The organism is Streptosporangium sp. NPDC002524 (assembly GCF_040295985.1).
GTDB lineage: Bacteria > Actinomycetota > Actinomycetes > Streptosporangiales > Streptosporangiaceae > Streptosporangium.
The window spans coordinates 269,087-294,099 of sequence record NZ_JBEOWK010000009.1 but is presented as its reverse complement, the minus strand read 5'-3'; the positions used below and the strand labels follow the sequence as shown (position 1 = coordinate 294,099).

The window sequence follows — 25,013 nt, the reverse complement described above, 5'->3', positions numbered from 1 at the left end:
GGTGCCCCGCGTCGCCGTCGTCTCTAAGGGCGGCCAGGGCCACCAGGGCGGTCAGGTCAGGTCAGGTCAGGGCAGGTCAGGTCAGGTCAGGTCAGGGCGGCGCGGTCTCGCCGGGAGTTGCGAGGCGCGCCGCGAGCTCGTCCGCGGCCGGCATCCCCAGCTCCCGGTAGATCCGGTGGGCACTCGCCAGCAGCTCCCGCGCGTCGGGGGCGCCCGCCCGCTCGGCCGCGGACGCGAGCGCGACGAACGTACGCGCCCGCAGGACCGGCACCTGGTTGTCGGTCCAGTAGCGCAGGGAGCGGTGGAGGCGGTCGGCGGCCCCCTCGGCGTCGCGGACGAGTTCCACCTCGCCGAGGCTCAGCTCGGTGAGGGCGAACCCCCAGGTGTGCCCCCGCTCCCGGAACAGCGCCGCCGCGCGGCCCAGCACCCGTTCGGCCTCGGCACCCCGGTGCGGCTCGCGCGCGAGCGCCTCGCCGAGCACCCGCATGCTCTGCGCGGTGCCGATCACGTCGCCGATCTCGTCGAAGAGCGTCACGGATCGCCGGGCCGCCCGCTGCGCCGCCTGGACCCGCCCCTGGACCAGGAACGCCCCGGCGATGCCCCGCGCGGCGCAGGCCTGGGCGAACCGGTCACCGCACGACCGGGCGACGAGCGACGCCGCGCGGAGGACCCTGACGGCCTCGGCGCCGTCGCCGCGCTGCCGCAGCACGAACCCGAGGCTGGCGAGGGTGACGGCCTCGGCGGACCGCTGCCCGGTGAGGCGGAGTTCCCGCACCGCGGCGCGTAGCTCCGCCTCGGCCTCGTCGAGCCGGCCGACCAGCCCCAGGGTGAAACCGACGTGGCGGCGGGACAGCGCGGCTCCGGCGGGGTCGCCGGCCCTTTCCGCCAGCACGTGCGCGGCGTGCAGCATGGACAGGCCCCCGTCCAGGTCGTCGAGCTCGACCAGGCAGTTGCCGAGCCCCCGGAGCATCGTCGCCTCGCCGAGGCGGTCCCCGGCCTGCCGGCAGGCGGCCAGCGCCGTCTCCAGGATCCGCCGCAGGTCGTCGTAGTAGCCCTGGAAGTCGTGGAAGTCGGCGCCGCAGCCGGCCAGGCCGCGCGCCGTCGCCGCCAGGCCCGTCTCGGCGCAGGCCTGGACCAGCGCCGCGATGCTCTCCCGTTCGGCCTCGAACCACTCGACGGGCCGGCGCGCGGCGACGGCGGCCGCGCGCGGGTCGGCGGCGACCTGGGGCCCGCTCCTGTCGTCGAGGTGGAAGCGGTCGCTGTGCAGGTGGTCCTGGGCCCGCCGGGCGAGGGCGAGCCAGCCGCCGGCGGCCCTGGCCAGCGCGGCGACCCACTCGGACCGGTCGATCTCGGCCTCCCTGCGCTCGCGCGCGTACAGCTGGGTGACCGCGTGGAACCGGTAGCGCGCCTGGCCCGCCCGGTCGGGGCCGAGGTCGTCCAGCAGCCGGGCGTCGAGCAGCTCCTCCAGCGCGGCGGCCCCCGCGGCCGGACCGGCGCCCAGGAGCGCGGCCACCGGCCACTCGGGGAACGAGGGGACGTCCAGCCCGCCGAGCAGCGCGAACACCCGGGCGGTGGCCGGGGTGAGCCCCCGGTAGGCGAGCTGCAGCCCGGGACGCACCGCGAGGTCGCCGTGCCGCAGCTCGTCGAGCCGGTGGCGCTCGTCGGTCAGCCGTTCGGTGAGCGTGCCGATCGCCCAGTGCGGCCGGGCGGCGAGCCGGGCCGCGACGATCCGGACCGCGAGCGGCAGCCCGCCGCAGACCGTGACCAGCTCGGTGGCGGCGGCGGGCTCGGCGCGCACGCGTTCGGCGCCGGCCACCCGGGCGAGCAGGTCGACGGCGGCCGTGTCGGGCAGCGGGCGCAGGTCGATGGCCGTCACCCCGGGAAGCCCGGTCAGCGGCAACCGGCTCGTCACGATCATCGCGACGCCCTCGGCGGGCAGCAGCGGCTCGACCTGGCGGTATCCACCGGCGTCGTCGAGGACGATGAGCACCCGCCGCCCCGCCAGCCGGGTCCGGAGCAGGCCCGCGCGGGCGTCCACCCCGGCGGGCAGGGCCGATCCGTCCACCCCGAGCATCCGCAGCAGCTGGGCCAGTGTCTCGGCCGGGTCGGCGGGGTCGCCGGTGACGCCGCGCAGCCTCGCGTACAGCTGCCCGTCGGGGAACAGCGGCGCGAGCCGGTGGCCGGCGTGGATCGCGAGGGCCGTCTTGCCGACACCCGGCGGGCCGGAGGCCACCACGAGTCTCGCGCCGCCGACGGCCGGGTCGAGCACCTTGTGGGCCAGGGCGAGCTCCTCGCCGCGCCCGACGAAGTCGGGGAGGTCCGCGGGCAGCCGCCAGGGCGGCGGGTCGGCGGCGCGGGCGTCCCCGTCCGGGGAGCCGTCGTGGCCGGGGCGTCCGGAACGCCCGGCGCGTCCGGAGCGGCTCGCCCAGAAGAGCGCGTGCCCGGCGCCGGTGAACTCCGCCCGCTCGTCCCCGGTCAGCTCCAGCGCCGTCGCGAGCCGCTCGACCGTCTGCGGCCTGGGGCTCCGCCCGGGGCCCCGTTCCATCTCGCGGATCGAGCGGGAGCTGACCCCGGACCGCTCGGCGAGCGTCTCCTGGGTGAGCTGACGTCGCAGCCGGTGACGACGGAGCAACGTTCCGAACACGTTCCCCAAGAGCGGTCCCCCCTGATCCCCCCGGCAGGCTACCGGACGTCCGGTCCAACGTCCGGTTCAAGATCCTGGTCGGTCCGTTAACTCCAGGTTTCGATGAGTCCGTCGGCCCGCATCCCGCGGCCGGCACGGAGGAGGACGCCATGACCCGCACACTCACCGCCCTCGCCGACCGGATGGTCGACGGCCTCGTTCCCAAGGCGACCGCGCACGCCGCCGCGGCCTGCTACACCATCTCCTGCTACTGCAGGGGGATCGAGCTCTACAAGCAGACCTGCTGCGACTTCCAGGCCTGTGGGCCCTGCAGGTACCACAGCCGTTCGTGCTGAATGACGCACCTGACACCGGCATGCCAGGGCCTGCTCGCGGTGGTCTTCCTCGTCTCCGCGACGGGGAAGCTGCGCGGCGGGCGGGCCCTGCGTGCCTTCGCGACCTCCCTCACCTCGATGCTCGCGATCCGCGCGGACCGCGCCCTGCCGGTCGCGATCGCGGTCGCCGCGGCGGAGGCGGCCGTGGTGGTGCTGCTGGCGGTCCCGCTCGCGGTCCCGTTCACCCGGGACGCGGGCTTCGCCGCGGCCACCGCGCTGCTCGTCGTCCTCACCTCGGGGGTGGCGGTGGTGCTCGCCGGGGGCGGCGCCGAACCGTGCCGCTGCTTCGGTGCCTCGTCCGCCCCGCTGTCGGCCCGGCACCTGGTCCGCAACCTCCTGCTCACCGCCGCCGCGCTGGCCGGGCTCGCCGGGCCCGACGGCCCGCGCCCGTCGCCGTGGTCCGTCGTCGCCCTGCTCGCGGGAGGCCTCGCCGGCCTGCTGGTCACCCTGCTGGACGACCTCGTCGCTCTCTTCGCACCCGCCCCCACCTCCCGGAGGAGACCTGATGGCGTACGTAGCCGCGGCCGCGGTCCTGCTCGGACTGCTGCTCGTGACCAACCTGATACTCACCGTCGGCGTCATACGACGGCTCCGTGAGCACACCACCGAACTCGCCGCCCTGCGCGACAACGGCTCCGGTGGTGTCGACGCCGACGTCGCGATGCCGGCGGGGTCGCCGGTGGGCGGGTTCGACGCCACCAGCGTGACGGACCTGCCGGTCAGCCTCGCGACGCTCGGCGAGCGCCCGCTGGTCGGCTTCTTCTCGCCGCACTGCCAGCCGTGCAAGGAGCGGCTGCCCGCCTTCGTCGAGTACGCCGGGACCCGGCCCGGCGGGCGCGACGCCGTGCTGGCCGTGACCATCGGCGGCCGGGAGGAGACCGCGGCGCTCGCCGAGCTCCTCGGGCCGGTGGCCACCGTCGTGGTGGAGCCCGACCAGGGGCCGGTGCAACGGGCGTTCGGGGTGAGCGGCTTCCCGGCGTTCGTCCTCGTCGAGGAGGGGGTGGTGGCCGCGTCCGGCTTCGACCTCGCGCCCGTCCTCGACCGCGACGCCGTGGCCCTCCCGGCCACCGGCTGACCTCGCCGTACCGATGTCGTTCCGTGCGGCCGGGCGGGCGCTCTCGCTGGCCCGGCGGGCCGCCCCGGCGCAGATCGCCCTGTACCTGGCGATGACGCTGCTGGGCGGGCTCGCGCCGCCCGCGGCCGCCTGGCTGACCAAGACCGTGATCGACCGGCTCGCGGCCGGGCCGCTGCGGTGGCCCGCCCTGCTGGGACCGGCCGTCGCGCTGGGCGCCGTCGGGGTGGCCGCCGCGCTGACGCCGCACGCCGTGCGTTACCTGAGGGCCGAGAGTGACCGGCGGGTCCACCTGCTCGCCACCTCGCGCCTGTACGCCTCGGTGGACCGCTTCGTGGGGCTGCGCCGCTTCGAGGACCCGGTCTTCCTGGACCACCTCCAGGTCGCCAGGTCCAGCGGGGTCGCCGGCCCGGGAATGGTCGTGGACGGCGGGCTGGGGGTCCTCCAGGCACTGCTCACGATCACCGGTTTCGCCGGTTCCCTCCTCCTGCTCGGGCCCTGGGTGGCGGTCGCGGTCCTGCTCGCCGCCGTACCGGCACTGCTGGCCGAGCTGGCGCTGAGCAGGCGCCGGGCGGCGATGATGGCCAAGACCGGGCAGGCCGAGCGGCGGGAGGTGTTCTACTCCGGCCTGCTGACCAGCCCGCAGGCGGCGAAGGAGCTGCGCCTGTTCGGCGCCGGGCCGTACCTGTGGCGGCGCATGGCCACGGAGATCCGCGCGATCCAGGGCGCGCACCGCCGGATCGACCGGCGGGAGCTGAGGCTCCAGGGCGGGCTCGCGGTGCTCGGCGCCGCGGTGGCGGCCGGCCTGCTGCTGTGGGCGGTACGCGCCGCGGCCGAGGGCACCCTCACCGCCGGCGACGTGGTGCTCGTCGCCGCCGCGGCCGGCTCGGTGCAGGGCGCCCTCGCCGCGCTGGTGACCGAGGTCGTGTCCGTGCACCAGGCGCTGCTGCTCTTCGGCCACTACCTGACCGTCGTCGACGCCGGGCCGGAGCTGCCCGTCCGCGACCGGCCCCTGCCGACGGCACCCCTGCGGGAGGGGATCGAGCTGCGCGACGTGTGGTTCCGGTACGCCGACGACCAGCCGTGGGTGCTGCGCGGGGTGAACCTGACACTCCCCGCCGGGCGCTCGACCGCCCTGGTCGGGCTCAACGGGGCCGGGAAGAGCACGCTGGTGAAGCTGTTGTGCCGCCTCTACGACCCGACGCGCGGGGCGGTGCTCTGGGACGGCGCCGACCTGCGCGACCTCGACCCCGCGGAGCTGAGACGCCGGATCCGGGCCGTCTTCCAGGACGCGACCGCCTACGACCTCACGGCGCGGGAGAACATCGCCATCGGCGACCTGACCGCCCTGGAGGACGACGGCCGGATCGAGGGCGCGGCCGGCCGCGCGGGCGTGCACGACGTCCTGGCCGCCCTCCCGCGCGGCTACGAGACGATGCTGACCCGGATCTTCTTCTCCGAGGCCGACCGCGCCGACCCCGGCACCGGGGTGATCCTGTCCGGCGGGCAGTGGCAGCGGCTGGCGCTGGCCAGGGGGCTGCTGCTCGACCGGCCCGACCTGCTCGTCCTCGACGAGCCGAGCTCCGCACTGGACGCCGAGGCCGAGCACGAGGTGCACGCCCGGCTCCGCGAGCACCGGCGCGGGCTGACCGGCCTGCTCGTCTCCCACCGGCTGGGCGTCGTCCGCGAGGCCGACCTGATCGTCGTGCTGTCCGGCGGGCGGATCGCCGAACGGGGCACGCACGACGAGCTGCTCGGGCGCGGCGGCGCGTACGCCCGGCTCTTCGAGCTGCAGGCGGCCGGTTACCGTCCCTCGGCGCCGGAGGGGGTCGGGTGAACTCCGCCCTCGCCACCGCCCTCACCACCGCCCTGACCGGCGCTCTGACCGGCGCTTTGATCGGTGCGGTCGCGGTGTCGCTGCTCGCCGCGGTGGCCGCGGCCGTCCTGCTCCGCGGGCATCTCGTCGTGCTGTCGGTCAGCGGGCCGAGCATGGCACCGGCGCTGCGGCCCGGAGACCGGGTGCTGGTCCGCCGGACGCCGGGGGAGCGGCTGCGCACCGGCGACATCGTCGTCGTCGAGGAGGCCGGGCCCTGCCGGCCGGGCGATCCAACCGGGAGCTCCAGGTGGGTGGTCAAGCGGGTCGCGGCGGTGCCGGGCGATCCGGAACCGGCGTACCTGCCCTCCTGGGCGCGCACGCCCGCCCGCGTCGTCCCGCCCCGGCACATCGTGCTCCTCGGCGACAACGCCGAGGCGAGCAGGGACTCCCGGCACTTCGGCGCCGTGAGGACCGATCGGGTGCTCGGCGTCGTTCTGCTCAGGCTCGGCGGCAGGTCCGCGGCCGGACCCGGTTCCCGCCGGCGCGGAGCCATGGGGACTTCCCGTACGCCCTCGCCGATGCCGCCGCCGGGTTCGTCGTCGGGTTCGTCGCCGGGTTTGTCGCGGGGGCACGCGTCCGCGGTGATGCCGGACGCACCCCGCCGCCGTCCGGCCGCCTCACGTTCGAGGCGCGCCGTCCCCGACCCCGGCCGGCCGGGCGGGGGCCCGGCCGGGTGACGGATCGGGAACGTCCGCCCCGCTCGTCCGGCGGGACGGACGTTCCCCCTTCGTCTCCGGGAGCGGCCGGGTCACCCGCCGGTCCCGCCGGGCTCCCGGTTCCGCAGGATCACGTTGCCCGAGATCCTGGACTCGCACAGCCGCTCCGCGTCCGGGGCGCCGGCCACGACGGTGAAACCGGTCGGCGCCAGCCGCAACTCCATCACCGCGGCCCGCTCGGCGACGGGCAGCCTGGCGTAGCGCGCGAGCAGCTCGTCGTCGTCGAACAGGTCGGCGTCCGACAGGAACACCGGCGAGGCGGGGTGGCGGCGGCCCAGGTCCAGGATCTTGCCGCCGCCGTCCCAGTTGACGCCGTTCAGCGCGACCCAGCCGATCCCGTCGAGGCCCTCGAACAGGCGGGCCGCGTCGCCGAAGCGGTGGGTGCGCATGACCGGGTGCAGGTAGGCGTCGGCGTCCAGCACGTCCTGGTCGCGCGGGTCGGCGCCGGGCGCGGTGCCCGTGCCGTAGCGGCCCGCCGACCGGCCGAAGCCCAGCCGGTGCACCACCGACAGGCCCTCCTCGCCGGTGTCGCCGCCCGACAGCAGCCGCACCAGCTCGCGGTCGATCAGCCGCTGGTGCTCGCCGAAGCTGTGGAACAACCACAGGTACATCAGCCCGCCGGGCGAGAGCCGCTCGGCGAGCCAGGCCAGGCCCGCGCGGGGGTCGTCGAGGCAGTGCAGCACCCCGGTCATCACGATCAGGTCGTAGGGACCCTCGAAGCCGTCCCCGCCGATGGCGCCGCGCACCAGCTCCACGTTGTCCAGCCCGTTTCGCGCGCGCAGCTCCTCGGCCACGTCGAGCGACGACTGCGACAGGTCCATGCCGGTGAAGTGCGCCCGGGGGTACTGCGAGGCGAGCCCGAGCAGCTGGTGCCCGGTGCCGCACCCGGCGTCCAGCACCCGCTTGCCCGCGAGGGTCTTGTCCTTGGCGACCATGCCGATGCCGAGCGCCAGGTCCAGGATCAGGTCGTCGCCGACGGTGAGCGACGGGCACGGGTAGCGCTCGTACAGCTCCCTGACCTGCTCGACGGCGCTCATGGGGTGTCGATCTCCTCGTACGGGATCTCCTCGACCCGGCGGGCGAAGACCCAGTGGTGTCCTTCCAGGTCCTCGCTGGTGTAGTTGCGGTCGCCGTAGAAGCGCGTGTCCGGCTTGTCGCGGATCACGGCTCCGGCGGCCTTCGCGCGCTCGTAGTGCTCGTCCACGTCGTCCACGAACACGTACAGGCTCTGGCGCAGCTCGCCCTCGCCCTGCGGCTCGTGCTTGCGGCCGTCGCCCGTCCCGGCGAGCTGCACGACACCCTCGCCGAACGACAGCTCGGCGTGGACGACGGACCCGTCGTCGTCGTTCAGCACCTTGCGCTTTTCGAATCCGTACGCCTCGATGAGCCATTCGATGGCTTTCTCGACGTCGGAGTAGAAGATGACGGGGGTGATTCTCGGCATTCCGTCGGGTGGGGTGCGCAATTTCTTCATCTCCCTCGATCGGTGACCATGGAAACGTACGAGGACGCTACCCCGCATCCCGCCGGCGAGACGTGCCGGCGTTCACGGGATCGGTGTTCTGCTCGGAGATTCCGGCCCCAAACGTCTCAGGTGTTCGGCAGGCGCAGGCCCCCGTCCAGGCGGACGACCGCCGCGTTGAGATAGCCCAGCTCGCAGACGGCGCGGACCGCCCGCGCGAACTCCCCGGGCGTTCCCGGCCGGGGCGGGAAGACGATCTGCCGTTCCAGCGGGCGCCGGAACTCCGGCGGGATCGCCGCGAGCAGCGGGGTGTCGAACAGGCCGGGCGACAGCGCGCACACCCGCACGCCGACCGAGGCCAGGTCGCGGGCGGCCGGCAGGGTGAGCGCCGCGACGGCGCCCTTGGAGGCGGCGTAGGCGACCTGGCCCGCCTGGCCGTCCTCGGCGGCGGCCGAGGAGGTGTTGACGACCACGCCGCGCTCGCCGTCCTCCAGCGGCTCGGTCGCGGCCATCGCGGCGGCGGCCAGGCGCATCACGTTGAAGGTGCCGACCACGTTGACCGCGAGCGCCCGCTCGAAGGTCTCCACGTCGTGCGGCCGGCCGTCGAGGCCGACCGTACGGGCGGCGGGCGCGATCCCCGCGCAGCTCACCGCCACGCGCAGCGGCCCCGCCACCCCGGCGGCCACCTCCACGGCACGTTCGACCGAACCCGCGTCGGTCACGTCCGTCTCCACGAACGTGCCGCCCACCTCGTCGGCCACCGGGCCTCCCGTACCGGCGTCCAGGTCGGCCACGACCACGTGCGCGCCGGCCTTGGCGAGCTCGCGCGCGGTGGCGGCGCCCAGCCCGCCACCGGCCCCCGAGACCAGCGCCGTCACACCCTGCAGCTCCATATCCGTTTCGCCGCCTTTTCGCAATAGAGGGTAAATGCTCTCGCTTATCAAGACATATCCTGACGCAAAATTCTGCATTCACGCTGCACCCCACAGACGTGAGGACACCATTCACATGACGATTGCCAACAGCGCGGACAATGTGCACGACCTGATCGCCCGCCGCCGGCGCGAGCGAGATCGCATCCCGCGACATCCCGTGCCGGCTTCGGGGGTGCCGGTCTCCTCAACCCAGGAGCGCATCTGGTTCGGCGAGATGTTCAATCCGGGTTTCGGGTTCTACCACGTGCCCGCCACCCTGCGGCTGCGCGGTCCCCTCGACGCGGGCGCCCTCGACCGGGCGCTGTGCGAGGTGATCCGGCGCCACGAGATCCTGCGCTCCACCGTCGAGGAGGTCGACGGCATGCCCGTGCAGCGCGTCGGCGACGCGCCCACGAGCGTGCTGCGCTCCGTGGACCTGGGTTCCGAGGACCCGGGTTCCGAGGACTCGGCCGGAGAGGTCGAGGCGGAGGCCGCGCGGATGGCCGCCGACGACATCCTGGCCCCGTTCGACCTGCGCCACGGGCCGCTCTGGCGGGCCCTGCTGCTCAGGCTGGGACCCGACGACCACGTGCTCGTGCTCACCTTCCACCACATCGTCTTCGACGACCCGTCCTTCGGCATCGTCGGGCGCGAGATCGAGACCCTCTACGACGCGGCCGGCGACGGGGGGGCGAGCCTGCCCGACCTGGACCTGCAGTACACCGACTTCTCCGTCTGGCAGCGCGAGCGGCTGCGCACCGAGGACGTGCGCTCGCGCCTGGTCGACTACTGGCGGCGGACCCTGGACGGCGTTCCCCGCCTGCTCGACCTGCCCTCCGACCGGCCCCGGCCGCCGCACCGGCGCCGCGCGGGCCGCTTCCACCGCTCCCGGCTGTCCGGCGACGCCGTCGCCGCCGTGCGCGCGGTGGCGCGCGACGAGGGCACCACCCCGTTCACCGTGCTGCTGGCCGCCTACGGCGTGCTGCTGTCGCGCTACGCGGGCCAGGCCGACATCGTCACCGCCGTACCCGCCGCCGGGCGCATCCGGCCCGAGCTCGAAGCGCTCGTCGGGTGCTTCATCAACATCATCTGCCTCCGCCTCGACCTGCGCGGCGAGCCCACCTTCCGCGAGCTGCTGCGCCGGGTGCGCCACGCCTCCGTCGAGGGGCACGACCACGAGGAGATGCCCTTCGAGGAGCTGGTGCGCGAGCTGCACCCGCAGCGGCCGCAGAGCCACACGCCGCTGTTCCAGGCCGGGCTCGGGGTACGCGACAACGACGGGGTCTTCCTGAACCTGCCGGGCGTGCGGGCCTCGGAGTTCGTCCCCGACGTCGAGGTCTCGCACTTCGACCTGATGGTGGACTTCAGCGTCGACGGCGACGGCATGGCGGGCCTGTGGGGCTACAACGACGACCTGTTCGACCCGGCCGCCGTCGAGGTCCTCGCCGAGCAGTTCGCGCTCCTGGTCGCGAAGGCCTGCGCCGACCCGGACCGGCCGGTCGGCGACCTCGCGCTCCCCCCGGCCCCCCGGCTTCCCGGGCCGGAGGCCGGTGACGCCGAGCGGGCGGCGGCCGTCCTGGCCGAGCGGGTACGGCTCACCCCTGACTCGCCCGCCGTCACCGCCCACGGGTCCTCCGTTTCCGGGGACGCGTCCTCCGTCGCTTCCGGCGTCACGCTGACGTACGCCGAACTCGACGCGCGGGCCGAGAGCCTCGTGCCCGCCGTGCGCAGGGGGGCCGAGCCGCCGTCCGCCGACAGCCCCGACCCCGCCGTCTGGCGGTACGCCCGCCTCAAGGCGGACATCCTCGACGGCGGCACGGCGAGCACGGCGAGCACGGCGAGCACGGCCACCGCGCCGATCGCGGACCTGGCCTCGCGGATCGGCCTGGGCATCGGTGAACGCGCCGACACCGTGCTCACCTTCGCCCCGCCCGCGTCCGGCGCGTTCACCGACGCCATGCTGCTGGCACTCCTGCACGGCGCGCACCTGGTGACCGCGCCCCCCGAGGCCGCCCGCGACGCCGGGCGGCTGAGGGAACTGGTCGCGGACGCCACCGTCGTGCACGCCCCGCCCGCCGCGTGGCGGCTGCTGCTGCAGGACGGCCTGCCCGCCGACCGGCCGTTCACCGCGCTCTGCGACGCGGCCACCACCCCGCCCGGCCTCGCGCGGGAGCTGGCCGCGGCCGTCCCCACCTGGACCCTGTACGGGGAGCGCTGGGCCTCGGCCCGCCGGATCGACCCGCTCGCCGAACCCCGCAGGGGCGTCCTCCTCGGCGAACCCCTGGCCGGTACGCAGATCGAGGTCGCCGACCGGGCCGGGCGCCCCGGCGCCACCGGCGTGCCCGGCGAGATCCACGTCCGGGGCGCCGCCACCGGCGACCGGGGCCGTACCCTCCCCGACGGCTCGATGGAGCTGCTCGGCCGCTTCGACCGGATGTTCACCGTCGGCGGGTTCCGGGTGGACACCGACGAGCTGGCCCGTTCCCTGGCCGGCCGCCCCGGCGTGGCCGAGGCCGCCGTGGACGTGCGCCACGACCGGCTCGCCGCGTACGTGGCGGGGGAGGGGATCGACACCAAGGAGCTCACCGCCCACCTGCCCGAGTACCAGGTGCCCGGCTCCGTCACCGTCCTCGACTCCCTGCCCAGGACCGCCGCGGGCCACGTCGCCCACGAGGAGCTGCCCAGCCCCGACGCCCCCGCCGACGAGGGCGGGCACGTGCCGGTCCAGGGCGGCACCGAAGAGGCCGTCGCCGGGATCTGGCGCGAGCTGCTCGGCGTGGAGGAGATCGGCGCCTCCGACGGCTTCCTCGACCTCGGCGGCCACTCGCTCACCCTGGCCAGGCTGAGCCTGCGCTACGAGGTGGCGTTCGGCGTCGAGGTGGAACTGCCCGACCTGCTGCGTCACGCGACCGTCCGCGAACAGGCGGCGCTGGTCGACGAACGCCGCGCGCAAGCCGGCCTCACGGGAGAGGAGGCGGCGTCGTGACCTCGTTAGCCGCCAGGCCGTCACCGGAAACGATCGAGGGACCGCCCAGGACGCGGCTGGAGTCACTGACCGGGCTGCGGTGGTTCGCCGCGTTCGGGGTGTTCTTCAGCCACGTCGCGATCCTGCTGCCCCTGCCCTACCTCAACGAGCTGTTCGTCCTCGGCACGGCCGGGGTGACGTTCTTCTTTGTCCTGTCCGGATACGTCCTCACCTGGACGTTCTTCGACCGGGACACCGCGCCGAAGTTCTACTGGCGCCGCTTCGCCAGGATCTGGCCGTCGCTGCTCATCACCACCGTCGCGGCGGTCGCGCTGCTCGTCGGCGGCCAGCTCTGGCCCACCGAGGGTGGCACGTCGCTGGTGTGGTGGACGGTCGCCACGCTGCTCATGGTGCAGGCGTGGTTCCCGTCGTCGTTCCAGGGCGACACCGTGCCGCACACCGTCTCCTGGTCGCTGTCGTGCGAGGCGTTCTTCTACGCGGTCTTCCCGTTCGTGGTGCGCCCGATCGTGCGGCGCACCCTGCGGCAGATGGTGCTGATCGCCGCGGCGCTCATCGCGATCAGCATCGGCACGCGCGTGTGGCTCTGGCTCGCCAACCCGCAGCTCACCGGGGAGAACTGGTTCACCTCCGACCTGTACTACTTCGCCACCCACTCGCCGATCTCCCGGGTCAGCGAGTTCGTGCTGGGCATCGTGATCGCCGCCGCGGTGCGCAGGGGCTGGCGCAGCCCGATCGGGCTGCGCACGGCGACCGCGATCACTGTCGTCTACTTCGGGCTGCTGTGGGCGTGGTCCTGGTCCGGCGTGTGGCAGACCGCGCTGGCCGAGACCGCCAACCGGGGCAGCATCGTGGTGTTCGCGCTGCTCATCGCGGCCGCGGCGACCAACGACCTGGCCGGACGGCGCAGCCTGCTGAGCTCCCGCCCGCTGGTGGCGCTCGGCCAGTGGTCCTACGCCTTCTACCTGATCCACTTCCTGGTGCTCTTCCCCATCGCCAAGCACGCGTTCGGGCGGCAGTCGCTCTACGACTTCCCGCAGCCCACCTGGGCGCACCTGCCGTACGCGCTCGTCGGCCTGGTCGTCAGCGTGCTGCTGTCGTGGGGGCTGTACCGGCTGTACGAGTATCCGATCGAGAAGAAACTGCGGGCCCTGCTGCGCCGCGAGCCCAAGGCCGCCACCCCGGCCCCGGGCGCGGAACCCTCCATGTGAGCCGAGGGTTCGAAGGGTCGTCATGGTGACCCCCGCGGTCACCATGACCCCCCGCACCGCCCGCTCATGGCGTGACCGCCCGGTCCGTACCGCGCGGGGCCGGGCTCCCCGGCCCCCTGCGGCCCGTCCGTGAGACCATGCACAGGCGTCTCCGGCCCCGCCGTGGACACCCCCGGGCCGTGGAAGGTCATCCGCGGGTGTGGCCGTACCACCGCGGTTCCACCGGGACTCGCCGCGCGCCTCCGGATCTTCGGGGGCGCCGGGTGGATCGACCTGTCGGTGAAGTCGGGGAGTCGGGGAGTCGGGGGAAGAGCGTGAACGCACGTCCCGGGGCGGGTGACCGCCTCACCGCTTTCGGTACACAGTTGCTCGAAGTGCACATCTGGCTCCGGGAGATGCTGGAGGGCCTCCAGGACGGCGTCGACGACTACTTCGACGGCAAGGGGCTTCCGCCGCGTGACCTGCGCGCCCACTGCCTCTCCTTCTGCGCTGCGTTGACGCGCCACCACACCGGCGAGGACAGGGGCGCGTTCCCGGTGATCGCCGAGGAGTTCCCCGAGCTGGGCAAGGTGCTCTCCGACCTGCGTACGGACCACAACCATCTGGACTGGCTGCTGGGGAACCTCCAGAAACTACTCGCATCCCTCCCGGAGAAGCCGGACCCGGTAACGGCCTCCAAGGTGCGCCAGGAGGTGGAGGCGCTGTCGGCCGTCATGCGGACGCACTTCATCTACGAGGAGAAGAAGCTGATCTCCGTGCTCAACTCGATGGACGTCCCCGGGTGGCACGAGAACCGGCCCGACTTCCTGCTGATCGACGACGACGAGGAGGACGGGCCCGGGACCTCGCCCTGGTGAGGTTCCACACCGCTCCACACCGGGAGAACGGTGACCCCGGGGTGGCACGGGCCGGGAACGCACGTCCCCGTCCCCATCTTCAGGATCGCGGACCGTCGCCGGAGTACTGGGACGTCCTTTCGGACGTGGCGGAGTCCTCTTCCTCCCGTACGACGGGGCCCTCCCGTACGACGGGGCCCTCCCGTACGACGGGGCCCTCCCGTACGGCCGGATCCTCCGGGCGGCCGGGCAGGAGCGGGACGGCGGCCAGGACGACCAGGATCATGGCGACGGCGAACCAGAAGACACCGTGGAAGCCGGTCACCGCGTCGGCGGCGGTCTGCAGGATGAGCGTGACGACGGCGACGCCGATCGCGGCGCCGAGCTGGTTGAGCGTGTAGAGCACCGAGCTGCCCTGCGCCACCAGCGGGGCGGGCAGCGTCCGGTACAGAGACCCCATGGTGGGCGCGCTGAAGAAGCCCATCCCCAGGCCCAGGGTGAGAGAGGCCAGCGCGGGCCACACCTCGGGGGTGTCCGCTCCGGCCCGGGTGAGGGCGAGCCCGCTGAGCGCGGCCACGAGCGCTCCGCCACCGGCGAGCCCGCGGGCGCCGATCCGGTCCGACAGCCGTCCGGCGAGCGGCATGCTGATCGCGCCGCCAAGACCCAGCGGCGCCATCAGCAGTCCGGCGGCGAGCACGCCGTGCCCGTGCGCCTGCTGGTAGTACAGCGGCAGCGCGAACAGGACGGCGAAGTTCGCGAGCCCGCCGAGGCCCATGATGGTGACGCTCGCGGTGAACCCGCGACCGGCGAACAGCCGCAGGTCGATCAGGGGTGGCGTACGCCGGACGCTAAGCGCGTGGATCGCGTAGACGGTCAGCAGGGCGACACCGGCGGCCAGAGGGGTGAGCGCCTGCCAGGCGGTGAAGGCACCCTGCTCGGCCGTCTGCGAGAGGGCCAGGGCGAGAGCGGCGAAACCCGGGCCGAGCAGGGCCAGGCCGAGGACGTCGAGCCGGGCCCGAGGCCGCTGCCGTTCGGTAGGTGGATCGGCGGGCAGCACGCGCAGGGCGAGCAGGAGGGCGACGAGACCGACGGGCACGCTGAGCAGGAACATCCAGCGCCACGGCAGGCCCTGCAGGATGGCGCCGCCCGCGATGGGCCCGAGGATGGGGCCGAGGCAGAGGACCACCCCCATCAGGCCCATCACGCGCCCCGCGCGGTGGGGGCCGGCCGCGCGGGCCAGCAGGATCAGGACGAGCGGGTCGAGGAGGCCGGCGCCGACACCCTGGACGACACGGAAGGCGATCAGGCCGCCGACGTTCCAGGCCAGCCCGGAGGCGAGGGATCCGGCCAGGAACAGGACGAGACCCCACAGCCACAGCCGCCTGCCGCCGAACCGGTCGACGGCCCAGGTGGTGAAGGGGATGGTCGCCGTCACGGCCAGCAGGAAGCCGGTGGAGGTCCAGCCGATCGTGCTCAGCGAGGTGTCGAACGCCCTGGCCAGGGTGCCGGTGGCGACGGCGGCCATCGTGCTGTTGAGGATGCCCAGCAACCCGCCGAGCAGGATCACGGCGATCAGCCGCAGCAGTGCCGGATCCAGCCGGTCGTCTCGCGGTCGTGTCATGGGCCGGCTCCGATCTGGTGGTTTGATCAAGGTCAACTAGACCAGCGAGTCCAAATTAAGAGACCGATCAGTCTTAGTCAATCAAGTCCACCGAAATAGACTCACCGGTATAGTCGCGTGATTCTCGCGCTATGATGCGGCCCATGAACGGAGCGGGAACCTCAGCCGGGCGGGGCCTCGCCACCGCGCGCGGGCGCATCGACAAGCGGAAGGCGATCCTGGACGCCGCGTTCGCGGTGTTCGCCCGCCAGGGATACGCCCAGGCCGGGGTGGACGTGATCGCCGCCGAGGCGGGCGTCGCCAAGGCGACCGTGTACAACCACTTCGGCGACAAGGAGACCCTGCTCCGCCAGGCGATCACCGCTCAGGCCGACAGGGCGCTGGCCAGGAACATGGCCACGCTGGAGCGGCTCACCGACGACGGTGGCGAGCTGTGCGCGACGCTGGAGGAGGTCGGTCACAGCCTGCTCCGGTGTTACTGCGACGACAGCTCCTGGGCACTGCGACGACTGCTCGCGGCGGAGCTCAACCAGTTTCCCGACCTGCTCGACATCGTCCAGGGACGAGCGGCCGACCGCGTCGCCCAGGCCCTGGCCGACCGGCTGGCCAGGCTCATGCTCGCCGGCCGCCTGCGCGCGGCCGACCCCGCTCAGGCCGCCGAACAGTTCGGCGCCCTGCTCACCGGCCCGATGGAGGCGCGGTCGCGGCTGGGCACCCGCGAGGTCGCCGACACCGAGCTGCGGGACGTGACCCGCGCCGCCGTCCACACGTTCCTGCGCGCCTTCGGCCCCGACGCCGTCTAGTCGCCCGTCGCGCGATCTCGGCCGGGTGGCCGGTCCGGCTCCGCCTGGGTGGGTCGGCGGCAGCCGTCACGCCGGCCTCCGGGACGTCGGGTGGCCTACGCGTCGCGGCGCCGTATCGGCACGGCGCCCGCGTGCAGGGCGACGGCCAGCAGGTGGTTGCGCGCGCCGCGCCCGCCGTGCACGGCCAATGAACGGCACCCCCACCGCCGCCAACGCTTCGGGCAGCTCCGGCAGCTCCGCCGCAGCGGTCTTGACCTGCATCGATTTCCCGGCAGCCCTGGCAGCCGGATCCGGATCGAGCGCCGAGACCGCCCACATCGGCAGCCCCGTCTCGTCGCGCTGCTGCACCGGCCGGGTGGGCGTGGACGCCTCAAAATCACCGACCGGCGCAACTTCCCCTGACGCGAAACGGTCGTGCGGGAAAAGATATTTGATAAATACAGGGATAAGTCCTCCCTGTGGCGCTTGTAAATGGCCCAACAGGCGACCCGCGTTCCTTATTCTGCTCCATCGGACAGGCGTCTGTTACGAGCACTTGAAAGCGCTTCGGTAATCACTACTACCACTCGAAATGCCATGTATAGCACTGGGTGACAACCTCGCCAGCACTCATCCCAATGCTTTACCGGTAGGGCATCGGGGTGTGATCTAGGCCGCAACGCGACCGAAAACACCCATGCCAAAGTTGGGCTAAATCACTAAATTAGTATCATTAAGGTCAAAACGTATGCAAGTGGACATTGCTGTTCCCGGATAGGCGTCAAGCAGCGCTTGTAGAGATCCGGTTACGACCTGAACGCGTAACGTGTGCCCCACCGCAACGCGGCACCACAATAAGAACCATGCGTGCGCATCAGGAACACAACCGGCGATGGTGGCACAAGCAGCCATGGACAGTCGCCGGACTGGCGCTTTGCGCGCTGGCGCTAGGGCTGTGGTTTTTCTTGCGCGCCTTGGGCTTGGAGACCGCAGCCAATATTGCCGGACTGATATCCCTGATAGGGACTATGACGGCAAGCGTGGTCGGGTGGGCGCGATCCCGGAACCAGACCACAAGCCCGCAGGTCGAGCACACCACTCCGGCAGCGGTGGCGGAGCTGCTGGAGACCATCACCGAGACCATGGACCGTGTCCAACACTCCATCGACCGGCAAAGATCTCTGGCCGACGGCCTCACCGAGATGCGCGACCGACTCACACAAGCCGCGAGCAGACTGACCGGTCAGCGTCAAGTACTCCGCCAGCAAATCGCCGATCATCAGTCGCAGCCCACCGTGCTGGCAAGCATGGGCGCCGTCGAACGTGAGCAACTCAAAGTTGAAAACGCCCGGTTACGCAACGAGCTGGCTGACACGCAACAACGTCTGGAAAAAGCCGAACGATTGTGTGCCAGGGTAGAGCAACGGCTAGCGGAAGCTAAAGACCGATGCACTCAAGCCGAACGGCTGCATCAACAGGCACGCGCGCAAGCCGAAGATCTCGCCCGTCGCCTCGCCAACCTAAAAGCCATCTCAGTACCCACACCCACGGCTCTCACCAGCCTCGAACCAGTCGCCGAGCCCCAGCCACTAATGGGAGAAACTGACCAGCGCGTCGCTGCCCAGATCCTGCGCCGTGTCGACCAGATGCTTCAGCAAGAGACCAACACCTTAGAGCGAGTCCACGACGACCTCGCCAAGAGCGCATTCACCATCGACCAACTCGATCATCCCGATACGATCACCAACCCGCCCCAGCCGCCGACAGACCGTCTGCCAAGGATGCTGATCGCCAGTGCGGCCGTGGTCACCGTCGGTGCTTTCCTCCTCGCTGGCCTGCTCCCGCAAATCTTCCTGGGCACAGCCCAGCCACACGCTGTCCAAACCACTGGCCAGTCACACAAACCATCCATCACACCACCCCGCCACACCGGATGGACCTACACCACCGGCAACGAGGTTGAGTCCAGTCCGACGGTGGTCGGTGACGCCGTCTACATCGGCAGCTACGACAAGAAGGTGTATGCGTTGAACGCCGTCGACGGTACTCAGCGCTGGGCCCACACCACCGATGGCTTCGTTTTTTCCAGCCCGGCGGTGGTCGGTGACACCGTTTACATCGGCAGCAGTGACGGCAAGGTGTATGCGTTGAATACCGCTGACGGTACTCAACGCTGGGCCCACACCACTGGCGGCGCCGTCCACTCTAATCCGACGGTGGTTGGCGACACCGTCTACGTCGGCAGTAACGACAACAAGGTGTATGCGTTGAACGCCGCTGACGGTACTCAACGCTGGGCCCACACCGCCGGCGGTTTAGTCGTCTCTAGTCCGGCGGTGGTTGGTGGCACAGTCTACGTCGGCAGCAGTGACGGCAAGGTGTATGCGTTGAACGCCGTCGACGGTACTCAGCGCTGGGCCCACACCACTGGCGGCGCCGTCATCTCCAGTCCGGCGGTGGTCGGTGGCACCGTCTACGTCGGCAGCAGCGACAACAAGGTGTATGCGTTGAACGCCGCTGACGGTACTCAACGCTGGGCCCACACCACGGGCGGTTTAGTCGTCTCCAGTCCGGCGGTGGTTGGCGACACCGTCTATATCGGCAGTAACGACCTCAAGGTGTATGCGCTGAACGCCGTTGACGGTACCAAGCGCTGGATCCACACCACCGGCAACGCCGTTGTCTCCAGTCCGGCGGTGGTCGGTGGCACCGTCTATATCGGCAGCATCGACGGCAAGGTGTATGCGCTGAACGCCGTTGACGGTACCAAGCGCTGGATCCACACCACCGGCGGCGACATCGTCTCCAGTCCGGCGGTGGTCGGTGGCACCGTCTACGTCGGCAGTCACGACGGCAAGGTGTACGCATTGGACGCTGAGACAGGCAGACCTGACTAGCAAGGCAGAAATCTGCCGATGATGCTTATCTTGTACAAGTCCAGACCTGACGCACATTTTTGAGCACCTGCGGGCCATAGCTGCCGGTCCGGACGCAACACGGACCCTATTGGCCGAGGCTCAACAGAGTTGGAAGGGGGCGGGCGTGATGGATCTTGACCTGTCCAACGCCGAATGGCGTACGAGTACTCGCAGCCAAGGCAACGGCCAATGCGTGGAAGTTGCCACCAACATCCCTGGGGTCGCAGCCGTCCGAGACAGCAAGAACCCCGAGGGGCCAGCCCTGGTCTTCATGCCTGCTGACTGGAGAACCTTCCTCGCAGGCGTGAAAAGCGGAAAGTTCGACGCAGCCTGAGACGAGCACGGAAGCGCCCGATCACCTGTGTGGTGGTCGGGCGCTTCGCTTGAAAAACTTGCCTCCGGCGGGGATCTCCGCTCCGAGATGAACGAGGAGCGCAGCGGAGTGGCTGAGGTGGGCGCCTGCTCATCCCGTCCGCCTGGACCAGGCAGAGCCCGGCGGACCGGCCGCCTACGGATCAAGGGCCGTCTGTGATTGTTCTCTCCAGGTCGGATCGGCGCCGCCTCGCAAGGCGCGGCCCGCCCCGCTGATCCGGCCCCGCCGACCATGACAGACGGCCCCGCCGGCCGTGACGGACAGGCCCGTCATGTCATGCGGCCCGGCACTGCTCCCGTGCCCTGCCTGCGGGAAGGCGGGAGGTGTCGCGTACGTTCCAGTTTTGACCTGTGCACTACAGGTTAGGTTAGGCTGCCCACACTAGCGCGTGCCCGATCTGTCGGGTGAGGCGCATTAATGTGTGAAAGGTCTGTTTTTAATGTCTTCCGTCCCCCTGCGCCCGGCCCGTCCTCTGGGCCGGGTCGTGCTCGCCGTCGTCGCCGTCCTGGCCGCCGCCGGGCTCTCCGCCTGTTCGAGCCAGGCCGCCACGAAACTCGCCGGAGCGAGTGACACGAACGCCCGCGACATCGTCCACGAGCTCGGCACGACGAAGATCGGGGGACGGCCCGCCCGGGTGGTGGCGCTGGAGTTCTCGTTCGTCCAGACCCTCGACCAGCTCGGGGTCACCCCGGTCGGCATCGCGGACGACGACGACGCGGCCCGCATCCCGCAGCTGCTGGGCAAGAAGATCGACTACACCTCGGTCGGCACCCGTCTGGAACCCAACCTGGAGCTCGTCAGCGGCCTCCAGCCGGACCTGATCATCGCCGACTCGACGCGGCACGCCACGATCTACCCCCAGCTCGGCGCCATCGCGCCCACGATCGTGCTCAACAGCTGGGAGGGCAGCTACCAGGACATCAAGGACTCCGCCCTCACGATCGCGGACGCCCTCGGCGACAGGGCCAAGGGCGAGACCGCCGTCGCCGAGCACGACAGGCGCATGAAGGAGATCGCCGCGAAGATCCCGGCGGGCTCCGACGGGCGCGTCCTGCTCGCCGTCGCCACGCCGGACGGGATGAGCCTGCACACCTCCTCGGCGTTCACCGGATCGGTGTTCAAGGCGATCGGGCTGAAGCCCGCGGTCGACGCGACGGACACGGTCGAGAGCGGTGTCGGGCTCGAACGCCTCGTCGCGGTCGACCCGGACATGCTGTTCGTCGCGACCGACGGGCCGGGCACCGTGTACGACGAGTGGCGGAACAACAGCGCCTGGGCCGGCATCTCGGCCGTCAGGTCGAAGGCCGTGTACGAGGTGAACCGGAACGCGTTCTCCCGCTTCCGCGGCATGCACACGGCGGAGGTCATCGCCGCCGACGTCGTGCGGAAGCTCAACGGTGACCGGTAGCACCGGGTCCCTGGCGCCGTCGCCTCCCGCGCCCGGCCGCCGCGGAGAACGTCCGCGACGGCCCGCCGGGGCCGGGCGGACGCTCGTGCTCGCGCTGGCCGGGACGGGCCTGCTCGTCCTGGCCGGTCTCTGGAGCCTGACGGTGGGCGCCACCGGGATGCCGCCGGACCGGGTGGCCGGCGCGCTGTGGGCAGCGGCCGGATCCGCCGACCGCGGCCTCGTTCTCGGGGTGCGGCTTCCCCGGATCGTGCTGGCCGCGCTCGTCGGGGCGAGCCTCGCGGTGGCCGGCCTCCTGGCGCAGACTCTCACCCGCAACCCCCTCGCCTCGGCCCAGACGTTCGGGATCAACGCGGGCGCCGCGGTGGCGATCGTCGCGACGACGATCGCGTTCGGCGCGGGCGGCGTGGCGGCGACCGTCGCGGCGTTCGCCGGAGCGGGGGTCGTGGGGGTCGTGATGTGGGCGCTGTCGGCGGCGACCGCGATCGGCACCGTCGGTCTCGCGCTGGCCGGCATGTCCCTGCAGATCCTGCTGTCGGCACTGGTGCAGGCGATCCTCGTGATGAACAACTCCACCCAGGACATCGTCTTCTGGCTCGCCGGATCGGTCACCGGCGCCCAGTGGCCCGACGTGACCCTGCTGCTGCCGTTCACCCTGACCGGCTGCGCCGTCGCCGCCGTGGCCCACCGCGGGTTCGGCCTGCTCGCCCTCGACTCCGCCACCGGGGAGGCGCTCGGGCAGAACACCCGCCGCGTCGCCGGAGGGGCGGCACTGCTGGTCGTGACACTGGCCGGCGCGTCGGTCGCCGTCGCCGGGCCGATCGGCTTCGTCGGCCTGATCGTCCCGCACATCGCCCGCGCGCTCGTCGGCGGCGACTTCGGGCGCCGCCTGGTCCTGTGCGTCGTGGGCGGTGCCCTGCTGCTGGTCGTGGCCGACCTGCTCGCGCGCCTGGTGGCGTTCCCCGGGGAGACCCCGGCGGGTGTGATCACGGCGGTCGTCGGCGCCCCCGCCTTCCTCTTCCTGGCCCTGCGGAGCAAGACACGATGACCCTCCCGGGAAACCGGACCCGGACCCGGGTCCACGTGATCGTCCTGCTCGGCCTCCTGGTGGCCGGGCTGGCCCTCGCGGGGATCTGCGCCGGAGCGGTGCCGCTCTCGCCGCCCCAGGTCCTCGACGCGCTCACCGGCGGGCCCAACGGCTTCGTCGTCCTGCAGTACCGGCTGCCGAGGGTCGCTGTCGCCGTCCTCGCCGGCGCCGCGCTGGCCCTGTCCGGACTCTTTCTGCAGGCCGCGGTACGCAACCCGCTGGCCTCGCCCGACGTGATCGGGGTGACCAAGGGGGCCGGGCTCGGCGCGATGCTCGTGGCGGTGCTCGTCCCCCCGGGCGCCCACCTGTGGGCCACCCCGGTCGGGGTCGTCGCCGGGGCCGCCTCCGTGACCGCGCTGCTGCTCCGCTTCTCCCGCCGGGCGGGGGCGCACGGCGCGACCCTGGCGCTCGCCGGGATCGCGATCGCCGCCCTGGCCGCCGCCGCGATGCAGTACCTGATGGTGGTGTTCCCCCAGCGCGCCGACCAGGCGATGGTGTGGCTGGCCGGCAGCGTCTACGGCAGCACGGGCGCCGACGTCGCGGGCCTGGCCGTCTGGCTCGTCGTCTGCCTCCCCGGGGTCGTGGTCTGCGCGCGGCTGCTCGACCTGGCCGGGCTCGGCGACGACAGCCAGTCCGGCCTGGGATGGTCGCCCCGGGGGATCCGGGTGCTCCTCGTCGTCGTCGCCGTGGCCCTGGCCGCCGGCTCGGTCGCCGCCGTGGGCGGGATCGGGTTCCTCGGCCTGCTCGCCCCGCACCTGGCCGCCCGCCTCGCCGGCCGCAGGGCGAGATGGCTCGTCCCCGCGACCGCGCTCACCGGCGCCGTCGTCCTCAGCCTCGCCGACCTGGCCGGACGGCTGGTCGCCCTGCCGAACGAACTGCCGGCCGGCGTCGTCGCCGCAGTCGTCGGCGGACCCTACCTCCTTTACATCCTTCTCCGGGAAGCACGCGTCCATGCCTGAACCCCGCACCGGCGGCCACCGCCTCGAAGCCGTCCAGGTCTCCGTCGGCTACTCCGCCGCCGCCCCGGTCCTGACCGCCACGGACCTGAGCGTCCCGCCGGGGCGGATCACCGCCCTGATCGGGTCGAACGGCTCGGGCAAGTCGACCCTCCTGCGTACGCTCGCCCGCGCGCTCGAACCGCTCGCGGGCCGGGTGCTCCTCGACGGCGCCGACATCGCCCGCATGCCCAGGCGCGACCTCGCCCGCGCCCTGTCGATCCTCCCGCAGTCCCCGGTCGCGCCGGAGGGGCTCACGGTCCGGGACCTCTGCCGGTTCGGACGTCACCCCCACCGGGGCTTCCTCGCCCGCGAGACCGAGGACGACCGGCGCGCGGTCGAGGCGGCGATCGGCGCGGCGCACCTCGGGGAGCTCGCCGACCGCGACCTCGACGAGCTCTCCGGCGGGCAGCGGCAACGGGCCTGGATCGCGCTGTGCCTGGCGCAGAACTCCCCGATCATGCTGCTCGACGAGCCCACGACCTACCTCGACATCGCCCACCAGATCGAGGTGCTCGACCTGCTCCGCGAGCTCAACCAGACCGCGGGGACCACCGTCGTCATGGTGCTGCACGACCTCAACCAGGCCGCCCAGTACGCCGACCACGTGATCGCCGTCGCCGACCGGCGGGTGCACGCGGCCGGGCCCCCGGCCGAGGTGCTGACCCCCGGCACCGTCCGCGCGGTCTTCGGCGTCGACTCCGTCGTCGTCGAGCACCCCGTGACCGGCTCCCCGCTCTGCCTGCCCCTGTCACGTCCGGGACGCGTTCCGGCCGGACAGGCGGGAGACTGGAGCGGATGACCCGGACCAACGCCTCCCCAGACCCCGCCGAGGGATCCCCGGTGCTGCGCGAACGGATCGCGCGGCACGGCCGGACCCTGTCACGCACCGAACGGATCGTCGCGGAGTACCTCGCGACACTCGCGCCGAGCGAGCTCCCGTTCGTCAACGCCGACGCGATAGCCGAGGCGACCGGGACCAGCGACGCGAGCGTCATCCGGACGGCCCGCAGGCTCGGGTTCAGCGGGCTGCCCGAGCTCAAACGCCTCGCCACGAGACCCCACGCCACCGTGACACCCCCGCGTGAACGCGTCGTCCGCAGGCTCGCCGCCCTCGGCACCGACCTCGGCCCCGCGACCGCGCGGATCTTCGACGCCGCGCACGAACTACTGCACGAGACGGCGGCGGTCCTCGACCTGGAGGCCCTGGACACGGCGATCGGGACGATCTCGGCCGCCGACACCGTCTGGTGCGTCGGGATGGGAACCTCCGCGGCGCCGGCCCTGCATCTGTCGGACCTGCTGAGCCGGGCGGGCACCCGCACCCGCTGGCTGCACGAGACCGGCTTCGACCTCGCCAACAGGCTCCTCGACCTGCGCGACGGCGACGCGGTCGTTCTCGTCCACGCGGCCCGTCCCATGCCCGACGTCCACGCGCTCGTCACGCTCGCGGGCGAACGCGGCGTCCCGCTGATCCTCGTCTGCGGTACGCAACTGGCCGACCGGTACGGCGACGAGGTCACCGCCGTGCTCGGCGCCGTGGGGTCGGCGTCCCGCATGGCGAGCTGGAACACCGGCGCGTTCGTCCTCGCCGAGATACTCGGGCTCATGGTCGAGGGCGCCCAGGAGACGGCCGCGCTGGAGACCCGGGACAGGCTCGTCGACCTGCGAGCGCGTTTCGGGCACGCGCCCCGGTAGCGTGCCCTGACCGGGCCGGCCGGGCTCGGGAAGTGCCCGCGACGGG

At 72.5% G+C, this 25,013-nt stretch carries 21 protein-coding genes; 16 read left to right on the top strand and 5 right to left on the bottom strand.

All coding sequences use genetic code 11. The features are described 5' to 3' along the window. Positions 1–91: 91 nt before the first annotated feature. The gene (locus ABT053_RS18420; RefSeq protein ID WP_350970263.1) at positions 92–2,644 is read right to left on the bottom strand and encodes an ATP-binding protein; all 2,553 of its coding nucleotides are present in this window, start codon (positions 2,642–2,644) and stop codon (positions 92–94) included. 149 nt (positions 2,645–2,793) lie between these two features. On the opposite strand from ABT053_RS18420, the gene ABT053_RS18415 reads away from it, so the two are divergent. The 5 genes from ABT053_RS18415 to ABT053_RS18395 are packed head-to-tail and all read left to right on the top strand — an operon-like array spanning position 2,794 to position 6,643. Then, a complete protein-coding gene (locus ABT053_RS18415; protein ID WP_350970262.1) occupies positions 2,794–2,979 on the top strand; it encodes a hypothetical protein in 186 nt (61 codons plus the stop codon). Next, positions 2,980–3,615, top strand: a complete 636-nt coding sequence (locus ABT053_RS18410; RefSeq protein ID WP_350970261.1) for a MauE/DoxX family redox-associated membrane protein — start codon at positions 2,980–2,982, stop codon at positions 3,613–3,615. Further along, on the top strand, positions 3,524–4,093 hold the full coding sequence (locus ABT053_RS18405; RefSeq protein ID WP_350970259.1) for a TlpA family protein disulfide reductase: 570 nt from the start codon (positions 3,524–3,526) through the stop codon (positions 4,091–4,093). The genes ABT053_RS18410 and ABT053_RS18405 overlap by 92 nt, the downstream gene beginning before the upstream one ends. A 13-nt stretch (positions 4,094–4,106) precedes the next feature. After that, entirely contained in the window at positions 4,107–5,927 is a 1,821-nt protein-coding gene (locus ABT053_RS18400; RefSeq protein WP_350970258.1) for an ABC transporter ATP-binding protein, read from the top strand. Continuing rightward, positions 5,924–6,643 carry a S26 family signal peptidase gene (locus tag ABT053_RS18395; protein WP_350970257.1) on the top strand — a complete coding sequence of 240 codons (720 nt, stop codon included), beginning with the start codon at positions 5,924–5,926 and terminating at the stop codon, positions 6,641–6,643. The genes ABT053_RS18400 and ABT053_RS18395 overlap by 4 nt, the downstream gene beginning before the upstream one ends. Before the next feature lie 71 nt (positions 6,644–6,714). On the opposite strand, the gene ABT053_RS18390 is transcribed toward ABT053_RS18395, so the two are convergent. The 3 genes from ABT053_RS18390 to ABT053_RS18380 all read right to left on the bottom strand — a co-directional run bounded on the left by ABT053_RS18390 (position 6,715) and on the right by ABT053_RS18380 (position 9,037). Continuing rightward, positions 6,715–7,719, bottom strand: coding sequence for a class I SAM-dependent methyltransferase (locus ABT053_RS18390; protein WP_350970256.1), 1,005 nt, complete (start codon positions 7,717–7,719; stop codon positions 6,715–6,717). Further along, complete coding sequence (locus ABT053_RS18385) at positions 7,716–8,156, bottom strand: VOC family protein (protein WP_350970255.1); 441 nt, start codon at positions 8,154–8,156, stop codon at positions 7,716–7,718. Before ABT053_RS18385 ends, ABT053_RS18390 begins: the two co-directional genes overlap by 4 nt. 116 nt (positions 8,157–8,272) lie before the next feature. After that, positions 8,273–9,037 (bottom strand): SDR family NAD(P)-dependent oxidoreductase, encoded by a 765-nt coding sequence (locus ABT053_RS18380; RefSeq protein ID WP_350970253.1) that lies wholly within the window; start codon positions 9,035–9,037, stop codon positions 8,273–8,275. A 115-nt stretch (positions 9,038–9,152) separates the two neighbouring features. Between ABT053_RS18380 and ABT053_RS18375 the strand changes: the two genes are divergently transcribed. From ABT053_RS18375 to ABT053_RS18365, 3 genes are all read left to right on the top strand, one after another. Next, entirely contained in the window at positions 9,153–12,044 is a 2,892-nt protein-coding gene (locus ABT053_RS18375; RefSeq protein WP_350970252.1) for a condensation domain-containing protein, read from the top strand. Further along, positions 12,041–13,252 carry an acyltransferase family protein gene (locus ABT053_RS18370; RefSeq protein WP_350970251.1) on the top strand — a complete coding sequence of 404 codons (1,212 nt, stop codon included), beginning with the start codon at positions 12,041–12,043 and terminating at the stop codon, positions 13,250–13,252. The genes ABT053_RS18375 and ABT053_RS18370 overlap by 4 nt, the downstream gene beginning before the upstream one ends. Positions 13,253–13,626: 374 nt before the next feature. Next, entirely contained in the window at positions 13,627–14,109 is a 483-nt protein-coding gene (locus ABT053_RS18365) for a hemerythrin domain-containing protein (RefSeq protein WP_350970250.1), read from the top strand. Between the two features lie 79 nt (positions 14,110–14,188). Here ABT053_RS18365 and ABT053_RS18360 read toward each other — a convergent pair whose 3' ends face one another. Beyond that, entirely contained in the window at positions 14,189–15,709 is a 1,521-nt protein-coding gene (locus tag ABT053_RS18360) for a DHA2 family efflux MFS transporter permease subunit (protein WP_350970249.1), read from the bottom strand. Positions 15,710–15,852: 143 nt separating this feature from the next. On the opposite strand from ABT053_RS18360, the gene ABT053_RS18355 reads away from it, so the two are divergent. From ABT053_RS18355 to ABT053_RS18320, 8 genes are all read left to right on the top strand, one after another. Beyond that, positions 15,853–16,512 (top strand): TetR/AcrR family transcriptional regulator, encoded by a 660-nt coding sequence (locus ABT053_RS18355; protein WP_350970248.1) that lies wholly within the window; start codon positions 15,853–15,855, stop codon positions 16,510–16,512. An 842-nt stretch (positions 16,513–17,354) separates the two neighbouring features. Continuing rightward, positions 17,355–19,388 (top strand): beta-alanine-activating enzyme beta-propeller domain-containing protein, encoded by a 2,034-nt coding sequence (locus tag ABT053_RS18350; protein WP_350970247.1) that lies wholly within the window; start codon positions 17,355–17,357, stop codon positions 19,386–19,388. A 148-nt stretch (positions 19,389–19,536) separates the two neighbouring features. Beyond that, the gene (locus ABT053_RS18345; protein ID WP_350970246.1) at positions 19,537–19,743 is read left to right on the top strand and encodes a DUF397 domain-containing protein; all 207 of its coding nucleotides are present in this window, start codon (positions 19,537–19,539) and stop codon (positions 19,741–19,743) included. 478 nt (positions 19,744–20,221) lie between these two features. Further along, the gene (locus tag ABT053_RS18340) at positions 20,222–21,190 is read left to right on the top strand and encodes an ABC transporter substrate-binding protein (RefSeq protein ID WP_350970245.1); all 969 of its coding nucleotides are present in this window, start codon (positions 20,222–20,224) and stop codon (positions 21,188–21,190) included. Next, entirely contained in the window at positions 21,180–22,235 is a 1,056-nt protein-coding gene (locus ABT053_RS18335) for a FecCD family ABC transporter permease (RefSeq protein WP_350970244.1), read from the top strand. The genes ABT053_RS18340 and ABT053_RS18335 overlap by 11 nt, the downstream gene beginning before the upstream one ends. Continuing rightward, a complete protein-coding gene (locus ABT053_RS18330) occupies positions 22,232–23,233 on the top strand; it encodes a FecCD family ABC transporter permease (RefSeq protein ID WP_350970243.1) in 1,002 nt (333 codons plus the stop codon). Before ABT053_RS18335 ends, ABT053_RS18330 begins: the two co-directional genes overlap by 4 nt. Next, positions 23,226–24,071: an ABC transporter ATP-binding protein gene (locus ABT053_RS18325; RefSeq protein WP_350970241.1), complete on the top strand. Its 846-nt coding sequence runs from the start codon at positions 23,226–23,228 to the stop codon at positions 24,069–24,071. The genes ABT053_RS18330 and ABT053_RS18325 overlap by 8 nt, the downstream gene beginning before the upstream one ends. Further along, a complete protein-coding gene (locus ABT053_RS18320; RefSeq protein WP_350970239.1) occupies positions 24,068–24,967 on the top strand; it encodes a MurR/RpiR family transcriptional regulator in 900 nt (299 codons plus the stop codon). The genes ABT053_RS18325 and ABT053_RS18320 overlap by 4 nt, the downstream gene beginning before the upstream one ends. Positions 24,968–25,013: the final 46 nt, after the last annotated feature.